18 protein-coding genes and 1 pseudogene are annotated in these 18,432 nt (G+C 65.4%); 7 read left to right on the forward strand and 12 right to left on the reverse strand.

All coding sequences use genetic code 11. From position 1 onward, the window contains the following. Positions 1 to 801 carry a VirB8/TrbF family protein gene (locus ACKY0W_RS18200; protein WP_409435219.1) on the forward strand — a complete coding sequence of 267 codons (801 nt, stop codon included), beginning with the start codon at positions 1 to 3 and terminating at the stop codon, positions 799 to 801. Next, positions 798 to 1,433 carry a twin-arginine translocation pathway signal gene (locus ACKY0W_RS18205; protein WP_409435220.1) on the forward strand — a complete coding sequence of 212 codons (636 nt, stop codon included), beginning with the start codon at positions 798 to 800 and terminating at the stop codon, positions 1,431 to 1,433. Before ACKY0W_RS18200 ends, ACKY0W_RS18205 begins: the two co-directional genes overlap by 4 nt. Before the next feature lie 4 nt (positions 1,434 to 1,437). Here ACKY0W_RS18205 and ACKY0W_RS18210 read toward each other — a convergent pair whose 3' ends face one another. The 12 genes and pseudogenes from ACKY0W_RS18210 to ACKY0W_RS18265 form a co-directional block, all read right to left on the reverse strand. Then, positions 1,438 to 1,896: a hypothetical protein gene (locus ACKY0W_RS18210; protein WP_409435221.1), complete on the reverse strand. Its 459-nt coding sequence runs from the start codon at positions 1,894 to 1,896 to the stop codon at positions 1,438 to 1,440. A 37-nt stretch (positions 1,897 to 1,933) separates the two neighbouring features. Further along, positions 1,934 to 2,353: a hypothetical protein gene (locus ACKY0W_RS18215; protein ID WP_409435222.1), complete on the reverse strand. Its 420-nt coding sequence runs from the start codon at positions 2,351 to 2,353 to the stop codon at positions 1,934 to 1,936. Positions 2,354 to 2,368: 15 nt separating this feature from the next. Further along, positions 2,369 to 2,875: a hypothetical protein gene (locus ACKY0W_RS18220; RefSeq protein WP_409435223.1), complete on the reverse strand. Its 507-nt coding sequence runs from the start codon at positions 2,873 to 2,875 to the stop codon at positions 2,369 to 2,371. Between the two features lie 17 nt (positions 2,876 to 2,892). Beyond that, a complete protein-coding gene (locus tag ACKY0W_RS18225) occupies positions 2,893 to 4,434 on the reverse strand; it encodes an MCE family protein (protein ID WP_409435224.1) in 1,542 nt (513 codons plus the stop codon). Further along, complete coding sequence (locus ACKY0W_RS18230) at positions 4,435 to 5,598, reverse strand: MCE family protein (protein WP_409435225.1); 1,164 nt, start codon at positions 5,596 to 5,598, stop codon at positions 4,435 to 4,437. Then, a complete protein-coding gene (locus tag ACKY0W_RS18235) occupies positions 5,595 to 7,043 on the reverse strand; it encodes an MCE family protein (RefSeq protein ID WP_409435226.1) in 1,449 nt (482 codons plus the stop codon). The genes ACKY0W_RS18230 and ACKY0W_RS18235 overlap by 4 nt, the downstream gene beginning before the upstream one ends. Continuing rightward, positions 7,040 to 8,134: an MCE family protein gene (locus ACKY0W_RS18240; RefSeq protein WP_409435227.1), complete on the reverse strand. Its 1,095-nt coding sequence runs from the start codon at positions 8,132 to 8,134 to the stop codon at positions 7,040 to 7,042. Before ACKY0W_RS18240 ends, ACKY0W_RS18235 begins: the two co-directional genes overlap by 4 nt. 46 nt (positions 8,135 to 8,180) lie before the next feature. Then, positions 8,181 to 9,209, reverse strand: a complete 1,029-nt coding sequence (locus ACKY0W_RS18245; RefSeq protein ID WP_406757865.1) for an MCE family protein — start codon at positions 9,207 to 9,209, stop codon at positions 8,181 to 8,183. After that, positions 9,206 to 10,507 (reverse strand): MCE family protein, encoded by a 1,302-nt coding sequence (locus tag ACKY0W_RS18250; RefSeq protein WP_409435228.1) that lies wholly within the window; start codon positions 10,505 to 10,507, stop codon positions 9,206 to 9,208. The genes ACKY0W_RS18245 and ACKY0W_RS18250 overlap by 4 nt, the downstream gene beginning before the upstream one ends. Continuing rightward, a pseudogene (locus ACKY0W_RS18255) lies at positions 10,507 to 10,695 on the reverse strand (hypothetical protein); the annotation flags it as partial. The gene ACKY0W_RS18250 and the pseudogene ACKY0W_RS18255, both read right to left, overlap by 1 nt. 40 nt (positions 10,696 to 10,735) lie before the next feature. After that, a complete protein-coding gene (locus ACKY0W_RS18260; RefSeq protein WP_409435229.1) occupies positions 10,736 to 11,941 on the reverse strand; it encodes a CaiB/BaiF CoA transferase family protein in 1,206 nt (401 codons plus the stop codon). Next, a complete protein-coding gene (locus ACKY0W_RS18265) occupies positions 11,938 to 13,440 on the reverse strand; it encodes an aldehyde dehydrogenase family protein (protein ID WP_409435230.1) in 1,503 nt (500 codons plus the stop codon). The genes ACKY0W_RS18260 and ACKY0W_RS18265 overlap by 4 nt, the downstream gene beginning before the upstream one ends. Positions 13,441 to 13,676: 236 nt before the next feature. Here ACKY0W_RS18265 and ACKY0W_RS18270 point away from each other — a divergent pair, with 236 nt between their 5' ends. The 5 genes from ACKY0W_RS18270 (at position 13,677) to ACKY0W_RS18290 (ending at position 18,407) form a co-directional block, all read left to right on the forward strand. Next, positions 13,677 to 14,378 (forward strand): SDR family NAD(P)-dependent oxidoreductase, encoded by a 702-nt coding sequence (locus tag ACKY0W_RS18270; RefSeq protein ID WP_409435231.1) that lies wholly within the window; start codon positions 13,677 to 13,679, stop codon positions 14,376 to 14,378. 56 nt (positions 14,379 to 14,434) lie between these two features. Next, the gene (locus ACKY0W_RS18275; RefSeq protein ID WP_409435232.1) at positions 14,435 to 15,295 is read left to right on the forward strand and encodes a mycofactocin-coupled SDR family oxidoreductase; all 861 of its coding nucleotides are present in this window, start codon (positions 14,435 to 14,437) and stop codon (positions 15,293 to 15,295) included. A gap of 51 nt (positions 15,296 to 15,346) precedes the next feature. After that, positions 15,347 to 15,541 (forward strand): ferredoxin, encoded by a 195-nt coding sequence (locus ACKY0W_RS18280; RefSeq protein ID WP_024440885.1) that lies wholly within the window; start codon positions 15,347 to 15,349, stop codon positions 15,539 to 15,541. Positions 15,542 to 15,555: 14 nt separating this feature from the next. Further along, complete coding sequence (locus tag ACKY0W_RS18285) at positions 15,556 to 16,938, forward strand: cytochrome P450 (protein WP_409435233.1); 1,383 nt, start codon at positions 15,556 to 15,558, stop codon at positions 16,936 to 16,938. Between the two features lie 173 nt (positions 16,939 to 17,111). Continuing rightward, positions 17,112 to 18,407 carry an NAD(P)/FAD-dependent oxidoreductase gene (locus ACKY0W_RS18290; protein ID WP_409435234.1) on the forward strand — a complete coding sequence of 432 codons (1,296 nt, stop codon included), beginning with the start codon at positions 17,112 to 17,114 and terminating at the stop codon, positions 18,405 to 18,407. Positions 18,408 to 18,432 lie beyond the last annotated feature (25 nt).

Genomic DNA, 18,432 nt, shown 5'->3' on the forward strand with positions numbered 1-18,432 from the left:
ATGCCGTCGCGTGATCCGGCGAAGCCGGGGGGTCCCAGAAAACACCCCGGAAAGCACGCCGCCAAGCGCGCTTCCAAGGATGCCCTGACGCTGGCGGAGGCCGAGGCGAAGGCCGCCGAGGCGGCGGCGGAGTTGGCCCGCGCCCGAGCGGAGCTGCTCAAGGCGCAGCAGGAGTCCGAGCCGGAAGCCACCGCGGTGATCGAGCCGGATACCGCGCAGGTAATCGAGACCTCCGCAGCGGTCGAGCCGGCCTCAGGCGTTGACGAGGGCGCCGCCGAGCAGCCGGCCGAGCGGCCCCGCAAGTTCGCGCGCGCCCGCAACGTGCTGCCTTGGGCGGCGGCGACGCTGGCCGTGCTCACCATCGGTGGTCTGATCGCCGCGGACGTGGTGATGCTGGTGCACCACAACAGCGTGGCGCAGCGCCAGCACCAATTGGCCGAGTATGCCGCCGCCGCACGCCAAGGGGTGGTGACGCTGATGTCACTGAACTACGAAACCGTCGATGACAACGTCAAGGCGATCCTGGACAACTCAACCGGTGAGTTCAAGAAGGACTTCGAAGATCACGTCGGCGATTTCACCAAGGTGGCCCGCCAGTCGAAAACCGTCACCACGGTCGACTCGGCGGTCGCGGGGGTGGAATCGATGTCGGACAACGACGCGGTGGTGCTGGTCGCGGCCAACACCAAGGTCACCAATACCGCCGGGGCGAAAGAAGAACCCCGTGCCTGGCGCCTCACCGTGCACCTGGCCCGCGAAGGCGACCAGGTCAAGATGTCGAAGGTGGACTTCGCGGCATGAGCGAATCCGACGAGGATGACGTGACCGTCGAAACCACCGAGGAGTCGGTGGGCGACCAACCGACCGCGGACGACGAGACCGTGGATGCCGCGCTCGGGGGCCAGGGACCGGTCGAGGACGCGGCCGAGTCGGCGGCACCGGCCGTCTCGACGACGCGCTGGATCGCGGCCGCGCTCGCCGGGCTGCTGGTGGCCGCCGCGGCACTGACCTGCTGGCTCTACTTCGGGGTGCTAGGTGCCGATCGGCAGCTCGGGCCCGCGGACGAACAGGCGGTGATGGCTGCCGCCGCCGACGGCGCGATCGCCATACTGACCTACGCCCCAAAGACGATGGACCAGGATTTCGCCGCCGCCGAGAACCACCTCACCGGTGACTTCCTGTCGCACTACATCGATTTCACCCAGAAGGTCGTCACCCCGGCGGTCAAGGAGAAGCAGGTACAGACGGTGGCCGCGGTGGTGCGCAAGGGCGTCGTATCCCTGCACCCCAGTTCCGCGGAGGTGCTGATCTATCTCAATCAGACCACGATCAGCAAGTCGATTCCGGACGGCTCGTTTTCGATGAGCAGCGTCAAGGTCGGCTTGGAGAAGCACGACGGCCGGTGGCTGATCTCCTCGTTCGACCCGGTCTAGCCCGCTACATCCGCACCAACGCGAACGTCCAGGTGTTCACCCCGCCCGGGCCATTCATACAGCCCACGTCGAAATGTGATTCGACGACACCGGCCAGTGTGTTCGCATCCCACGTGTAGGTGTCGCGCGTCGGCATCGAGGGCCCGAACGGACAGTTCAGACCGTTGGGGTAATCCGAGGTGAACGAGTACTGACCGTCCACCAGTTTGGCGGTGCCACCGTAATATCCGCGACCGAAGAAATGCGGCCGGTCGATCGCACTCACCGTCACGCAGCCGGCGGGCAGGTCGTCGAACTTGCCCATCGTCTCGCACGGATAGGCCGCCCACACCCACGTCGCGTCGGTCCACCGGTTGCTCAGGACCTCGTAGTTGCCATAGCGCATGTCGGCCGCGGCGGTCGGTGCCACCGCAATGGCGATAGTCAACGTGCCCACCGCTGCAGCGGCAGTGGTTCGGAACATGGGCGAACTCCCTCGACGTGCCAAGATTGTTGTCCCGCTACAGATCACCGCGACGCCACAACGACTCGCCGTCGGCGACACAGGTCAAGAAAAGCCCGTCGGGTGCTTGCGCCACCTCTCCGGAGTATTCGTCACACTTGCTGTTCTCCTCTTTGATGCCGTGCATCTCCGGGGAGCGGAACCAGCGGGGCTCGTAGCGGCGCGGCGACGCGCAGTACACCAGCCGGCCCGGCAGGGTCGAGGCCCCTGCGACTGCGGACCCGAAGACGAAGTAGGTGGTGTTGGAGCACGGCGCACCCAGCACGACGTTCGGCATGATTCCGGGTGTGCACGCCGGGACGTCGCACATCGGTACGTACGGGTCGGCAACCGCCGGCGCCGCGGGCGTCACGCCGGCGATCGTCCCGGCGGCAAGTAGCGCCGCGACAAGCACTTTCATCACGCGAGTGGTCTGCATGGTCTCCCCCACGGTCTAGAGCCGCTCGACGGTCAACGGCATGAGGATCACCGTGGGCTGGTTACGTCCACAGGCCCCCGAGACGCCGATCGTCCGGTCGTAGCCGACCAGCCGGTCGATGTTGCGTTTGTCGTACTGGCCGTTGGTGTCGCTGCCCTGGAACTGGTAGCGCTGGCGGCCGGATGAGGTAGTGCCGTCCGGGCAGGTCTGCCAGTTCTGGTGAAAGCGGTCGACAATCCAGCGCGAGGTGCGAAATTCCAGCGGAGCGGTCCAGCCCTGGTCGCTGCTCACCTGGCCGGTGCAGACGTGCGCATTCTCGCAACTGGAACTGAATGTCCATACCGACGTGACCGTGACCTCATTCATGAAGACCTCGTTGGTCTTGGCCCAGTCCCCGTTCGAAATGACCCGGTAGGGGCCGTTGAGCTCGAAGCCCAGGGCCGCCTGCGCCGGCGGTCCCGGCGTTGCCCCGACGACAAGTCCGAAAGCCGCTGTAGCGACGATCAATTCACGTGCGCGCATTCGTCCTCCTCCGGCACTCAGTACGGCATCAGGTCGGTCCACGACTTGGGCCCGGAGCCGGGCACCAGGTTCGCCTGCTGCTCGTAGCGCCCATCGGGGGTCATGTACTTGCCGGTGTTCGGGTCATAGGGCACCACCGCAACCGAAGGCGTCTGTTCACCGATCCCGGCGTTTCCAGCCAACGGCGGCGGCGCCGGCACCTCTGGCCGCGGAGAATCCGGTGATGTGCCCGACGGGGTGGCCCAGGGCGGCAGTGGAGTACCCCCGACCGGGGCGAAGAGCCGGTCGCTGAAATCGACCCGGTCGTCGACCGGGATGCCCTGCTTGAGCAGGTTCGGGTCGAACGCAGTGGGTCCGGTGAGGTGCTGGCGCATCGCGATCGGGACGAAACCCTTGGGGTCGTCGCACAGTTCGACGGTCGGCGCGCGCTTACCAGGATGCTCGATACACGGGAAGTTGCGGGCACCACGCACCGATACCGGTGAGTCCTGCGGCAGTTTGCAGTACAGGCCGTCGGGGGTGTCGATTGTGGTGGTGTCGGCCGGGGAACGCCATGACGACGGCGGCAGGAACCCCACGGTGCATGGGTTGGGGTCCCCGAACGTGAGGGTGAAGTCGCCCTGCGGCAGACCGGTCGGGTTGTTCTTGGGCAGACCGAACGACTGCTGGGCCGCAATGTAACCGGGCAGCAGCACCATCAGCTGTTCCAGCGACGGGTTGTAGACCATCAGCACCTGCCCGAGGGTGTTCAGGTTGGCCAGCAGGATCGGCAGCGTCGGCTTGAGATCGGCCATCAGGCCGGATACTTCGTCGGCGAATCCGGGGCCGCGTTGCAAGATGGCGCGCAACTGCGGGTCGTTGGCGGCTACCTGTTCGGAGATCCCGGCCACGCTGGCTGCCCAGGTCCGGATAGCGTCGGCGCTTTTCACCTGCGAGTCCAGCAGCGGCGCACTGTTATCGACCAGCTTGCGCACCTTGTCCGAAACCCGGTTGGCGTCACCGCTGATGGTGGTTGCCGAGTCCAGCAAGGACTGGAAGTCGTAGCCGGCACCGTCGAAAGCCTGGAAGGTCTCGTCGAGCAGATTGCTGAGTTGATCCTTGGGAATCGAGTCGACCAGCGCACTGACCTGATCGAGCATCGGACCGACCTGTTGGGGGACTTGGGTGTCCGACGCCGCGATCACCGAGCCGTTGTGCAGGTACGGACCGCCATCGCTGCGTGGCAGCAGATCGACGTACTGCTCGCCGATGGCTGACACGCTGCGCACCGCAGCCACCAGATCGGCAGGCACCTTAGGTGATCGATTCAGCGACAACGTGGCACGTACCCCGCCCGGCGTCAGCTCGACCTTGGTCACCGTGCCGATCTGCACCCCGTTGTAGGTGACATTGGAAAACCGGTAGAGCCCCCCGGTTTCGGGCAGGTCCAGTTTGACCACCACCCGGCCGATCCCGAGCATGGTCGGCACCTGCATGTAGCCGAAGAGCATGGCTGAAACGCCGATCACCGAAGCCACCAGGAACAGGATCAGCTGAATCCGGACAAAGCGTGTCAGCATCTAGCCACCGCCTCCCGAGCCAACCGCTCCTGGCGGCAGGGCCTGGCCAGACGACTGCAGGATCGGCTCTTGCAGCGGGTCGTAGGAGTAGTTCAGATACCAGGGATCGCCGGGAGCCGGAACCAGTTTCGCGTCCTCGTCGCCCCACTGCGTGCCGGCGAACATGGCCCGCTTGAGTCGGGGTTTGGTGAGGTCGAAGACGGCGAACAGGTTCAAGAAGTCGCCCCGCACGGCGCGCTCGATCGCGTTGGGCCCGTACGGGAAGGCCGAGGCGTAGGCCACTGCGGAGTTGAGCTCTGGGCCGATGTCGGCCAGCGAACGCAACGCCGGTTCGATATGGATGAGGTCGGAGACCAGTTGGTGCCCGGAGTCGTTGACCAGACCCGCTGACAGGTCGCCGAACTGACCGAGCTTGGTCAACGCGGTGACGAACTTGGGACGCTCCTTGATCAAGACGTCGATGGCCGGCGGAATCTTGTTCAGCGCACGGTTGATGGTGTCGCGCTGCCCGGCGAAGGTGGTGGCTGTCCGGTTCATCTCTTCGATGGCCTCGACGATGTTGTTCCGTTGCCGGTCCAGCGCACCGGTGAAGTGGTCCAGCCGGACGATCAGGTCGCGGATGTCGCCTTCCCGGCCTGCCATGGAGGCGCTGAAGTTGTGGATGATGTCACCGATCTGACCGAGTCCGCCCCCGTTGACCAACACCGCCAGCGACGAGAGGGTCTGCTCGGTAGAGGGATAGGTCGAGGAGTCGCTCAGCGGGATCTTGGCCCCGGACTTCAGCCGCCCCGTCGGCGCCTGCCCGATCGGCGGATTGAGCGCCAGGTGCATAGAACCGAGCAGGCTGGTCTGCCCGACGGTCGCCACCGCATTCGACGGCACCTCGACGCCGGGGTTGACCGCGATATCGACGTTAGCGTGCCAGTTGCTGACGGTCATCTTGCCGATACTGCCGATCACCACGTCGGAGAGCATCACCGGCGAATTGGATTCCAGCGTGCCGACATTGGCCAGCTCGACGGTGAAGTGCTGTGCCCCGGAACCGCGGCCCTGAACGCCCGGCAACGCCATCGAGTTCAGGCCGCCGAAGGCACAGCCGGAGGTGGTGCCGGCGACCAGGACGGCGACCGCAGCGCTGTGCCGCAGGGATTTCAGACCGATCATGGCGTGGGCACCCCCTCTGCGGGCAACGGTCCGGGCAACGGCCCAGGCGGCGGCGGACCGCCCGGCAGCAGCATCCCGTCGAAGGTGGTCGGGCTGGGCGGCGGTACACCGGAGATCAGCGGCGGCGTCGCTGCGGCGGGCAGTCCGTCCGGCGCGTAGGAACCGCGCGGTTGCAACGGATCCGTCCACCCGGGCGGGGGCGGGACGTCGCCGTTCAGCCCGGTGTAGGCCGAAATCGACGGCGTCTGCTCCGGCAGGTCTCCCGGGTGCTCGGCGTGCGGCATCAACGCGGGGTCGGTGTAGATCAACTTGTCGGGGCTGGCCGCCTTGGTGAGGTACGGAGACATCGGGAACGGGAGCCCATTGAAATTCAGCAGCCGCATGGCCGGACCGAGGTAACCCTCGCACAGCTTGCCGGTCTCCGTCGACGTCACGTTGCCGATCGCGCCGTTCATCGTGCAGATCGCCTGCACCGGGTTGCTGAAGTTGGCGAACGCGAACGAACCCACCGGGGTCCCGCTGGTCACGTTGTACATGTTGAGCGTGTTGGCGATCGCGTTCGGGGTGATATGCAGGATATTGCGGATCGCATTCTTCGAATCGACCAGCGTCTGACTGACTTTGGCCACACCCTGCAGCGCCTCGGCGGTTTCGGCGCGACTTCCCGCCACGAAATCCCGCACCGTGTCGATCGCACCGGCGAAGTCGGTGAGAGCTGCATCTAAGTTGGATCGACTGTCGTTGACCACACTGGTCAACGTCGCGAGCCGCGACTCGAACACCACGATCTGCTGATCGCTGTCGCGTAGCGCCGTCACGAATGTCTGCAGACCCGAGATGATGTCGACGATGTTGCCGCTGCCCTCGGCGAAGATCCGGGCCACGCCGGAGAGCTGCTTGAGCGTCTCGCGCAGTTTGGCGCCGTTGCCGTCCATCGCATTGGCCGCGCTGTCGATGAAGCGCGCCGCCGACGTTCCCGAGACGCCGCTGCGCGGCCCCAATTCGGCGGCAAGCCGGTTCAACTGGGTCTTGACCTCGTCCCACTCGACTGGGACCGCGGTGTGCTCGCGCGGGATCACTGCGCCATCAGCCATCGTCGGCCCGTCGCCGCGATGGTAGGCGGGGGTCAGCTGGACGAACCGTGCCGCCACCAGGTTGGGTGCGACGATCACGGCTTTGGCTTCGGCCGGGACCGGCACCTTGCGGTCGACGCGCAGGGTGAGCTTGGCTTGAGTCCCTTGCGGTTCGATCCGGTCGATGGTGCCGACCTTCACCCCGGCAACCCGGACCTCGTCACCGGGATAGATCGCGGTCGCAGTGGAGAAGTACGCGGTGATCCGGGTCGGTTTCAGGACGGTCTGGCCGACGAGTATGCCTGCACCGGCCAGTAGCAGCAGTGCCGCCAGGACGGCCGCCGCCATCTGCAGTGGTCTACGAGTCCTCATCTGGGCGGCAGGTCTCCTGGTTGTGGAATCCCATTGACCGGGAACGGCAATTCGGCACGCGGTCCGGCATTGTCCGGCGGCTGACCGGCATCGACGCCACGACGGAATCCGAACGCGTAGTCGAAGAACGGCTGGAGCAACTGAGGCAGGAACAGGTTCGGGACGTAGGCGCTGTAGTAAGCCCCGTTGGACACCGTCTCACCTTGAGTGAGTTCGTATTTCGCCAAACCTGGCAACGCCTTGGCGAGGTTGTCCCGGTTCTTCACCAAGATCTTGTTCAGCTCGATGATTTTGTCCAGCGTCGGTTTGAGCTGTTCGTTGTTCTGAGCGACCAGTTCGGACAGCTGCCGCGACACCGCCGAGGTGCTGACCAACAGGTTGACGATGGCCTGCCGCCGGGTGTTGAGCACATCGACAAGACTGTCGGCGTCCAGGATCAGCGAGTTGATCTGCTGGCTGCGTTCGGAGAGCACACCGGTGAGATCAGCCGCCGACTTCAACAGGTCGGCAAGGCCCTCGTTGCGACTGTTGACTGCCCGGGACAGCCGGCTCAGTCCGTCGAACGTCGGCCCCAGCTGCGGGGCGATCTGGTCGATGGTCTCGGAGAGGGTGTCCAACGACCGGTTCAGTGACTCGGTGTCGGTGCCGGCGGTGTTCGTGGTGAGTTCGCCGACCACGTCGACCAGCGAGTACGGCGACGACGTACGGGTGAGCGGGATGACCTCCAGCGGATGCATCTTGCCGCTGCCAGTCGGCTCCACGGTCAGCACCCGCTCACCGAGCAACGAACCGGTGCGGATGTGGGCCGTGGTCTGCGTCCCCAGTCCGTACTTGCCCGCCAGAGTGAAGGTCACCAGAGCGTCGCCGTTGTCGAGCGCGACGTCGGTTACCGAGCCGACCTTGATCCCCGACAGCGTGACGTCGGCACCAGTACTGAGGCCACCGGCCTCGGCGAACCGGGCCTGGTAGCGCACGCAGGTGGCCCACTGGATCAGCTGCTCGGGCTGCAGCCCGATGGCAACGATGAATGCGACGACCACGACGCCGATCAGGCCCATGCGCATCAGGTGGCTGCCATGGTATTTCAGCATCGGCGGGTCCCCCGTCGTACCGTGGCGGCACCGGGCAGCACGGCGCTCAGTCGGTGTCGCTGCATCGGCCCTCCTCCGCTTTGATCCACGGGAACACCGCGGTACGGCCTTGGGTATCGCTGACCCGGATCTGGACCGCGCAGAGGTAGTACTGGATGAACCCGCCGTACGCCCCGAGCCGGATGGCCTTGCGGTAGTTCTCCGGCGCCTTCTGCAGCGACATGTCCAGGCCGGCGAGGTCGGCGTTGATCGCGGTGGTCAACCGATCGACCTGAGTGATGGTGTTGGTCAGCGGATCGCGGGCGTTGCCGAGCAGGTCTGCCAGCGACGCGGTGCCCCGGTCCAGGGCCGTGACCGCAGTCCCGATCGGGTCGCGGTCAGCCGCCAGCCCGGCGACCAGCTTGCTCAGCCGATCGATCGCCCCGGAGAACCGCTTGTCACCGCCCGACAGGGTGGCCAGCGTCGTGCGGAGTTGGTCGATCAGGGACTCGATCACTTGGTTGTTGTCGGCCAGGGAGTTCGAGAACGACGACGTCCGCGACATCAGGGAGTCGATGGTGCCGCCCTGACCCTGCATGATCTGGATCAGCGACGCCGTCAGCGAGTTGACGTCCTGAGGATTCAGGCCGCGGATCACCGGCTTGAGGCCGTTGAGCAGCAGGTCAAGGTCCAGGGCCGGCGCGGTCCGTTCGAGCGGGATCTGCCCTCCCTTTCCCAACAGCTGAGTCGAACCCGGCCCGTCGGCCAGTTCCAGGTAGCGGTCACCGACCAGGTTCAAGTAGCGCACCGAGGCCTGCGTGCCGGTGGTGAGTGGGATGTTGCGGTCGGCCTGGAACTTCACCAAAACCGTTCCGTCCGGACGCAGCGACACGCCGCCGACCGTGCCGACCCGCACTCCTGCGACCCGCACGCTGTCGCCGGCCTTGAGCCGGGAGGCGTCGGCGAACACCGCCTGGTAGCCCACCGTGGGCCCGGTTCGGACCTCAGCGAAGATCGCGAACAGAAATACCGTCGCCAACGCCATCACCACGGCGTAGATACCGAACTTGATCAGCGTTCCCATTCCGCTTCTCATCCCGGCATCCCCACCTGGGCGCTGTTGCGCGGCGGCCCACCGATCGGCCCGAACAGCGCCTGCTTGAGGCCGTCGGAGTTGAGCAGAATGCCCTGGTTGCCGTATTCGTACGGGTTGGCTCCCGTGTCGGCGATCAACGCGGGCACCCGATACTCCGGCGGTACATCGGGCAGGCCCAGTTCCGTGCAGTAGGAACGGTCGGAGCGGGCCGCCACCTTCGGTAGATGATCGGGGTAGCGGTAGCGTTCCTTGGCCAGGGTGAAGCTGGCGGTGATGATGATGCCGGGGACGTCGAACGGCGGGGATTTGGCGAACGGCACCAAGCCGCCGATCGCGCAGCCGAGTTCCTCGTGATACTTGTCCAGCAACGCGGCGGTCGGCTCCAGTACCTGCGTCAACTCGGTCAGGACCTGCCGATTCTCTCCCAGTACCTCGTTGCCGGTGTCGGCCAGCCCGATGGCGCTGAGCAGGAAGCTGTCCAAGCTGTTCTGCTCTTGCACAACGCTCTCACTCATGGTGCTGGTGGCGTTCAGTGCGGCGGTCAGGTCCGGTGCCGCGTCGGCGTAAGACCGAAACACCGGAGCCATGGTGGTGGCCTCGTGTTCGAGGGTGCCCAGGCTGGGCTCGATCTCGGCCAGCAGCTTGTCGAAGTCGGTGAGCGCCTGCCCCAGCTTCTGCCCGCGTCCGTTGAACGCCGTCGAGACCGCACTCAGAGTCTCGTTCAGCTTCTTCGGGTCGATCTTGTCCAGGACCCGCACCAGTTGTTGGAACACCGTGTTGATCTCGACCGTGACATGCTCGCCCGCCAGGACCTGGCCGGCGTGCATGCGGGCGGTGACCGGTTCGGGCGGCGGCACCAAATCGACGAACTTGGCTCCGAACACCGTCGAGGAGGCTATCCGGGCGCTGACGTTGGCCGGGATCAGCGACAGCTGTCCCGGTTCCATCTTCAGATGCAGGACGGCGGTGCCATCCGGCTTGGCCTCGATGTCGCCGACCTTGCCGACCTGCACACCGCGGATCTTGACCTTGGCGTCGGGGTACATCACCAGGCCGGCGCGCTGCGAGAGCACCGTGACGGGCACCGTGCGGGTGAAACTGCCCCGGAACAAGCCGATCGGCAGCCCGATCGCTGCCGCGATCGTCAGCACCGTCGCCAGTCCGATCAGCGGACGCAGGTACGCCGGCGGCTGGCGCCTGGCACCGGCGGGCCGATGCCGGCCCGCGGCGGCGGACCGCCGGTCCGGGTCGTGGAGGTCGCCGCCCAAGGGTGGATCCGCCGTCGCTCCCAGAACCATTACCGCTCCATCACCGCGGCGTCGAGGCAGACGTCATCGTGAGCCGAGATCAGTGCTCCCACACCACTAGGCACCACCGCTGCCGCCCCTTCCACGATGGTTACCGCCGACACCGCGGATCGACCCCCGAAGAGTTCTACGCACTGTGCCACACCAGTGGCACCCGGCGGGTGGCCTTTGCGAGTCAAGCAGCACGGCATTGCGATTCCCCAGCTCCTGCCCGATGACCTAGGTAACCGCGCCGACGGTCTTGAGTTCGATGATGCGGTCCCAGTCCAGGCCGAGCTCGACCAGGATCTCGTCGGTCTGCTCGGCGAATCCGGGTGCCGGCCCGGTCGCTGGGGCGGCCACGTCGAACTGCACCGGATTGGCCACCAACTCCAGTTCACCGGCCTGCACGATGTATTCGTTGGCGCGGATCTGCGCGTCCGCAGCAGCCTGCAGGGTGTCCTGCACCGGCGCCCACGGTCCGGCCAGGGTGGCGAAGCGCTCACTCCACTCCGGCAGCGTCCGCTTGGCCATCGCCGCGCGCAGGATCTCCACGGCGGCCGGGGTGTGCTCGGCGAACGATTGTGCGGTGGCGAACCGCGGATCGTCGATGTAGTCGTCGAGTTCCATGTGCTTGCACACGTCGGCCCAAAACTTGGTGGGCTGCATCATCACAAACGAGATGTAGCGCTCGTCGGCGGTCGCGTAGACCCCGACCAGCGGATTGATCGGCGAACCATGCACACCGGGCGGCTGCTGAATCAGACGCTCGCCCAGATGACTGGTCAAGGCGACGGTATGGCCCATGGCCCAAAGGCCGCTGCCCAGCAGAGACACGTCCACCACCGACGGCTCGCCGGTGCGCTCGCGCTGGAACAGTGCCGCCGCGATACCGCCGGCCAGATTGGTGCCGGAGATGGTGTCGCCGTATGCGGGTCCGGGCGGGCCGATCATGCCCTCGATGCCGGGCGGGGTGATGGTGGCGGCGGTACCGGCGCGACACCAGAAGGCGGTCATGTCGTAGCCGCCCTTTTCCGATTCGACTCCGCGGGGGCCCAGCGCGCTGCCGCGGGCGTAGATGATCTTCGAGTTCACCGCACGGATGTCCTCGACGTCCATGGCGAACTTCTTGCGATGGCCGGGAAGGAAACTGGTCAGGAAAACGTCTGCGCGCTTTGCCAGTTCGAGCAACACCTCGCGACCCTCGAGCGTCGACACGTCCAGGCCGATGCTGCGCTTTCCGCGGTTGGCGTGCTCGATGTTGGGGTTGGGGTCGCCTTCGACCCGCAACATGCCGGTCTGGCGCAGCCCGCGCTGCGGGTCGCCGGTCACCGCGTGCTCGACCTTGATGACCTCGGCGCCCCACTCCGCCAGCACAGCACCGGCAGAGGGGACGAACCCGTACATCGCGACTTCGAGGACGCGAACGCCTTCGAGCGGTCTCATCCGCCTGCTCCGGCTACCGGCACCGCGAACGTCTTGCTTTCCAGGAATTCCTCCAGCCCGGCGATACCCATCTCGCGGCCGATCCCGGACTGCTTGTATCCCCCGAACGGTGCGTCCGGGCTGAAGTAGTTGCCGCCGTTGATCGAAAACGTTCCGGTCCGGATCCGGCGGGCCAGCGCCAGCGCCCGATCCTGGCTACCGAAGACCGCACCGGACAGGCCGTAGATCGAGTTGTTGGCGATCCGGACCGCATCGTCGTCGTCGTCATAGCCGATCACCGTCAGCACGGGTCCGAAGACCTCTTCCTGGGCGATCTCACTGTCCGGGTCGACATTGGTCAACAGCGTTGGGGTGTAGAAGAAGCCGGGATCGACCTTCTCCCCGCCGGTCACCAGAGTGGCGCCGGCGGCCACCGCGCGCTGCACCATGGCATCGACCTTGTCGCGCTGCTTGGCGCTGATCAGCGGACCCATGTAGGTCTTGGGGTCGGTGGGGTCGCCGTAGCGCACATGAGAGAAGTTCGTCTTGATCATCTCGACGATCTCGTCGTGATGACTGTTAGGTACCAGCAGCCGCGACGTCAGGGCACAGCCCTGGCCGGCGTGGGTCACCATCGAGAACGCAGCGAACACCGAGGCCATGTTGAAGTCGGCGTCGTCGAGGACGATCGCCGCGGACTTGCCGCCCAGCTCCAGGAAGACCCGCTTGAGTGTCCCGCTGGCGGCGGACATGATCGCCCGGCCGGTCGGGGTGGATCCGGTGAAGGTGACCATGTCAACGTCGGGGTCGGTGGTCAGCGCGGCGCCGACCGCGGGGTCTGACGAACTGAGGACATTGACGACGCCGGCCGGGATGTCGGTGTGGTTGGCGATCAGCTCGCCGAGCGCCAGCGTCACCAGCGGAGTGTCGGGCGCGGCCTTGAGCACCAGGGTGCACCCGGCGGCCAGCGCGGGCGCCAGCTTCGCCAGGGCCAGCTGGTTGGGGTAGTTGTAGGCGATGATCGCGGCGACGACGCCCGCGCCTTCCTTCTCCACCCAACGGTGGTGCAGCATTCCGCGGCTCTCGACGTTGCCGAGGTCTTCGGTCATCGGATAGTTCTTGAGCAGATCGGCGTAGTAGCGGACGATCGCGATCGGCTGGTCGAGCTGTGCACCCTGGGTCAGCGCGGGCGTCGCGCCAACCTCGGCGATGGTGAGCGCGGCGAATTCGTCACGGTGCTCGACGAGTGCACGGTGCAGTTGATCCAGGCAGCGGACCCGCAGGTCGGTGTCGGTCGCCCAGTCACCTTCGTCGAAGGCCCGGCGTGCCGCCGCGATGGCCGCGACCGCATGCTCGACGCCGGCCGCGGGGGCATAGCCCAGGACTTCTCCGGTGGCCGGGTTGAGCGAGGCGTACGTGGCGTCCGCCTCCACCAGCTCACCGTTGATCAGCAGTCGCCGGTCGACAACCTGTCCTGTGGAGCCGTCGGCGGTGGTGTCTGCCGTGTCCTGCGAACGCATCAAGCCTCCCCGGCGGGTAACTAGATTCTCATCTGCGGCGAATCATACATCTCATATGTGAGAACTCAAGGGTGGACGAAAAGCGTTACAACCTGCACTTCTATGGCGAGAGTTAATGCGACTACGGCATTTTCGCTGCTGAGAAGGGGTCCGGATGGACCTTGCCAGAATCCGACAAGCGAGAGTACGATTCTCAACGCTCGGAAAGGAGATTCTTTGTGATCGAGACGGGCCTCGTGAGGACTGCTGTCGTGACCGGGGGCGCCTCGGGCATCGGTGCGGCAGTCGTGAGCCGATTGCGCGCCGCCGGCCACCGGGTGGCCATCATCGATCTGAAACCGAACGAAGAAGATCTGGCCTTCGCCGCCGACGTGACCGATCGCGGGCAGATCGACATCGCACTGACGCAGATCCGCGGACAGCTCGGTCCGATCACCATTCTGGTCAACGCAGCCGGCAAAGACGGATTCAAAAAGTTCAGTCACATCAGCTTCGAGGACTGGCAGCAGATCATCGATATCAACCTCAACGGTGTCTTCCACACCATTCAGGCGGTGCTGCCCGACATGGTCGAAGCCGGCTGGGGGCGCATCGTCAACATCTCCTCGTCGAGTACGCATTCCGGGACTCCCTATATGGCGCACTATGTCGCGGCCAAGTCCGCCGTCAACGGGCTCACCAAGACCTTGGCGCTGGAGTACGGGCCGAGCGGTATCACCGTCAACGCCGTGCCGCCGGGCTTCATCGACACCCCGATGCTGCGCAATGCCGATCGCCAAGGGTTCCTCGGCAACATCGAGGACAGCATCGCGAAGACCCCGGTGCGGCGTATCGGCAAGCCCGAGGACATCGCCGCGGCCTGCGCTTTCCTGGTGTCCGAGGAGGCCGGCTACATCACCGGACAGATCCTCGGCGTCAACGGTGGCCGCAATACCTGACTTTCACCACATTTCGCCAAGCCAGGCGTGCACGGACACCAACGAAAGGAACAGCAGTGGGACGCGTTGCCGGAAAGGTCGCATTCATCACGGGAGCAGCCCGCGGGCAGGGCCGCAGCCACGCCCTGCGGCTGGCCGAGGAAGGCGCCGACATCATCGCCGTCGACTACTGCACCGACTTCGAGACCATCGGCTACAAGATGGCCACGGCCGAAGACCTTGAAGAAACCAAGAACTTCGTCGAGAAATCCGGTCAGCGCTGCGTCATTGCACAGGCCGACGTCCGCGATGCAGCCGCGCTCAAGACGGCACTGGAGGCCGGCATCGCCGAGTTGGGCAAGCTGGACATCGTTGTGGCACAGGCCGGTATCGCCGGCATGAAGGGTCAGCCACCGCTGCAGGCGTGGACCGACGTCATCAACACAAACCTGGTCGGCACCATGAACGCCGTCCATGTCGCGCTGCCGCACCTGAAGGAAGGCTCCGCGATCGTGGCCACCGCCTCGGCCGCCGCGCTGATGGACGCACACAGCAAGCCCAACCCGGGTGGCGACCCGGGCGGCATGGCCTACATGACGTCCAAGCGGATGATCTCGCAGTTCATGCACGACCTGGCCACCGAGCTGTCACCGCGTGGCATCCGGGCCAACGTGATTCACCCGACCAACTGCAACACCGACATGTTGCAGAGCGAGCCGATGTATCGCTCGTTCCGCCCCGACCTCGAACACCCGACCCGCGCCGACGCCGAACCGGTCTTCTATGTCCAGCAGGCGATGAAGGTGCCGTTCATCGAACCCGAAGACATCTCCAACGCGGTGCTGTGGCTGGTCTCCGACGAGGCTCGGTACGTCACCGGGATGCAGCTGCGGGTCGACGCCGGTGGATATCTCAAGTGGTACGACTACCACATCTGATGACGCCCGTCGTATCCCAGCGCACCGAAATCGGTTGAAAGGAGCGAGAACATGAAGGTTTCCGTTGATGGCCAACGATGCCAGGGCCACACGCTGTGCGCGATGATCGCGCCCGACTCCTTCGTGCTCAACGACATTGACGGCACCTCTTCGCCGGTGTCCGAAGTGGTTCCGGCCGATCAGCAGGACGCCGTGCGCGAGGCCGCACACTCCTGCCCCGAACAGGCCATTCTCATCGAGGAATGAATAGGGAGGATTCCTTGAGCGTCAACGATTCACTCGCCGCGACCGGCCAAGACGATGCGTCCGACGATCGGAAGAAGAACACCTTCTTCTTCGATCGGCACGCTCCGGAGTACCGCGATCGGTTCGAAGAGATCACCAACGAGATGCAGGCCAAGTGCCCGATGGCGTGGAGTCCCACGTACAGCGGGCACTGGGTGGCGGCCGACAGCAAGCACGTCTTCGAACTGGCCCGCTGCCCGGTGGTCTCCAACCATCACGACATCAGCGGCGAAACCCCCTTCCAGGGCATCACGATTCCCAAGGCCAGCCGCGCAACGGTGGTGCGCGGCGGCATCCTGGAGATGGACGAGCCCGAGCACAGCGCCTACCGCGGCGCACTGAATCCGTACCTGTCCCCCGCCGCGATCAAGCGGTGGGTGCCATTCGTCGACGAGATCACCCGCGCCGCACTCGATGAGCACATCGAGTCGGGCCGGATCGATTTTGTCGAGCATCTGGCCAACGTGGTTCCCGCGGTGTTCACCCTCGCGATGATGGGCATCGAGCTCAAGAAGTGGAACGTCTACAGCGAGCCCACCCACGCCTCGGTGTACACGCCCGAGCACTCGCCCGATCGCGAGAAGATCAACGAGCAGCACCGCGAAATGGGTATCGACATCATCAACAACATGATGGAGATCCGGGAGAACCCGCGTCCCGGTCTGGTCAACGCGCTGATGCAATTCCGTATCGACGGTGAGCCCGCTCCCGACATCGAGATCCTGGGCAACCTGGGCCTGGTCATCGGCGGCGGCTTCGACACCACCACGGCGCTGACCGCGCACGCACTGGAATGGCTCGGCCAGCACCCATCCGAGCGCACCCGGCTCAGCGAGGAGCGTGCAACGCTGCTGGACCCGGCGACCGAGGAATTCCTGCGCTTCTTCACGCCCGCGCCCGGCGACGGCCGGACATTCGCCGAGGACGTCGAGGTCGAAGGGCAACAGTTCAAGCAGTACGAACGGCTCTGGCTGTCCTGGGCGATGGCCAACCGCGATCCTGCCATCTTCGAAGAACCCAACCGCGTCATCATGGACCGTAAAGGCAACCGGCACTTCAGTTTCGGCCTGGGAGTGCACCGCTGCATCGGATCCAACGTGGCACGCACGGTTTTCAAGTCGATGGTGACCGCGGTGCTCGACCGGATGCCCGACTACCAGTGCGACACCGAAGGTGCGGTGCACTACGACACCATCGGCGTCATCCAGGGCATGCGGAACCTGCCGGCGACTTTCACCCCGGGCAAGCGGCTCGGGCCGGGGCTGGACGAGACCCTGGAGAAACTTCAGCGGATCTGCGACGAGCAGGGGTGCGCGCGTCCGATCACCGAGCTCAAAGAACAGGTCGTCATCGACTGACGCTCCCCGCGAGCGACCGCAATCCGGTTTCCCGTGGGCGACAGTCCTATCTGAAACGGTGTGCCCGTCGAGATGAGACAAAGTCAGCTCAAAGCCCATTGGGGAAAGAAGGTCGACATTAGAGTCACCAACGGCTAGTTCACCCCGATGTCGAGTGGACGCGGAGGCTCTCGATGGATCCGTTTGACGTTGTGGTGGTGGGCGGACGCTGTGCGGGTTCCGCGCTCGCCATCTACTTGGCGCGGGCTGGCATGCGGGTGTGCCTGGTCGACAAGGCCAGGTTTCCGAGCGAGACGCCTTCGACCCATGTAATCCAGCCCCGGGGCGTGGCCATCCTCGCCGAGATCGGGGCTCTGGAGCCGGTACTTGCGCGTGGCGCAACCCAACTGGACTGCTTCAGTTTGGTGATCGACGATGTCCGTCTCGATGGCGCTCTCGGCGATGTGTTTCCCCATCTCGGCCTGAATGTGCGGCGTACGATCCTCGACCACGCTTTGGTGACAGCGGCGGCGAACGCAGGCGTCGACGTGCGGACCGGATGCCGGGTTACCGGGGCCCGCACCTCGGGCGCACGCGTGATCGGCATCGACACCGAGGACGGACCCGTCGAGGCCGCTCTGCTGGTGGGCGCCGACGGCCGGGGATCGGTGGTGGCCAAGTCAGTTGGCGCTCGTAAGTATCTGGTGAAACCCGGCGGGCGTATACCCGTGTGGGGGTACTTCGCGACGGGCCCCCAGGAGCCACGTCTGCGTATCGGACGCAGGGGCAATCTGTCTTTCCTGGCCAGTCCGACGGACTCAGGCCTCTATATGGCAGCTGTCGGTGTCGATCATCGCGAGGCCGATGACTTCAATCGTGACCGAGAGGCCAACTACCGCGATGCACTTCGTCAGTGGCCTGAACTTGACGATATCGTCGGAGGCACCGACCGTGACGGGCCACTTCGCGTCATGGCTAACTGGCACAGCTACTTTCGAGAGTCAGCTGGACCGGGTTGGGTGCTCGCCGGAGACGCCGGGCATTTCAAGGATTTCTCTCCGGGGCAGGGCATCTCCGATGCGCTCTGCGAAGCCAAGTCGCTGTCGATGGCTATCAGCGGCTCAGCCGGGGCTGCGGCCACCCAAGACGCTGCACTGAAACGGTGGTGGAAGAGCCGGGACCGCAGTTCCTACGACATGTACTGGTTCGCGATGCAGATGGCACCTCCAGGGGCGCCTTCACCGCTGGTCGCCGAAGTCATCCGGCGGGTCGCGGCTGACCCGGACGGCGCGGCGACGCTGCTGAAAGTGATGAACCGCGACCTCCCGTCCACCAAATTGTTCACCCCGCCACGGCTGTTCGCTGCCGCATACACGACACTGCGCAACAACCCCGACCAACGGCGGACGACCCTCGCCGAGATCGGTGCACAACTGGGTACCGAGATCGCCAAGCTCGGCGCACGCCTTGGATCACCTACGCGGAGGTAGACCGACCACCAGCTCGCGGGGTACT

The sequence above is a fragment of the Mycobacterium sp. SMC-14 genome (assembly GCF_046250075.1).
In the GTDB taxonomy this organism is placed as follows: Bacteria; Actinomycetota; Actinomycetes; order Mycobacteriales; family Mycobacteriaceae; genus Mycobacterium.

Coding starts and splice junctions, on each gene's coding strand:
- ACKY0W_RS18200 (WP_409435219.1), top strand. CDS start 1: ATGCCGTCGCGTGATCCGGCGAAGCCGGGGGGTCCCAGAAAACACCCC.
- ACKY0W_RS18205 (WP_409435220.1), top strand. CDS start 798: ATGAGCGAATCCGACGAGGATGACGTGACCGTCGAAACCACCGAGGAG.
- ACKY0W_RS18210 (WP_409435221.1), bottom strand. CDS start 1,896: ATGTTCCGAACCACTGCCGCTGCAGCGGTGGGCACGTTGACTATCGCC.
- ACKY0W_RS18215 (WP_409435222.1), bottom strand. CDS start 2,353: ATGCAGACCACTCGCGTGATGAAAGTGCTTGTCGCGGCGCTACTTGCC.
- ACKY0W_RS18220 (WP_409435223.1), bottom strand. CDS start 2,875: ATGCGCGCACGTGAATTGATCGTCGCTACAGCGGCTTTCGGACTTGTC.
- ACKY0W_RS18225 (WP_409435224.1), bottom strand. CDS start 4,434: ATGCTGACACGCTTTGTCCGGATTCAGCTGATCCTGTTCCTGGTGGCT.
- ACKY0W_RS18230 (WP_409435225.1), bottom strand. CDS start 5,598: ATGATCGGTCTGAAATCCCTGCGGCACAGCGCTGCGGTCGCCGTCCTG.
- ACKY0W_RS18235 (WP_409435226.1), bottom strand. CDS start 7,043: ATGAGGACTCGTAGACCACTGCAGATGGCGGCGGCCGTCCTGGCGGCA.
- ACKY0W_RS18240 (WP_409435227.1), bottom strand. CDS start 8,134: ATGCTGAAATACCATGGCAGCCACCTGATGCGCATGGGCCTGATCGGC.
- ACKY0W_RS18245 (WP_406757865.1), bottom strand. CDS start 9,209: ATGAGAAGCGGAATGGGAACGCTGATCAAGTTCGGTATCTACGCCGTG.
- ACKY0W_RS18250 (WP_409435228.1), bottom strand. CDS start 10,507: ATGGTTCTGGGAGCGACGGCGGATCCACCCTTGGGCGGCGACCTCCAC.
- ACKY0W_RS18260 (WP_409435229.1), bottom strand. CDS start 11,941: ATGAGACCGCTCGAAGGCGTTCGCGTCCTCGAAGTCGCGATGTACGGG.
- ACKY0W_RS18265 (WP_409435230.1), bottom strand. CDS start 13,440: ATGCGTTCGCAGGACACGGCAGACACCACCGCCGACGGCTCCACAGGA.
- ACKY0W_RS18280 (WP_024440885.1), top strand. CDS start 15,347: ATGAAGGTTTCCGTTGATGGCCAACGATGCCAGGGCCACACGCTGTGC.
- ACKY0W_RS18290 (WP_409435234.1), top strand. CDS start 17,112: ATGGATCCGTTTGACGTTGTGGTGGTGGGCGGACGCTGTGCGGGTTCC.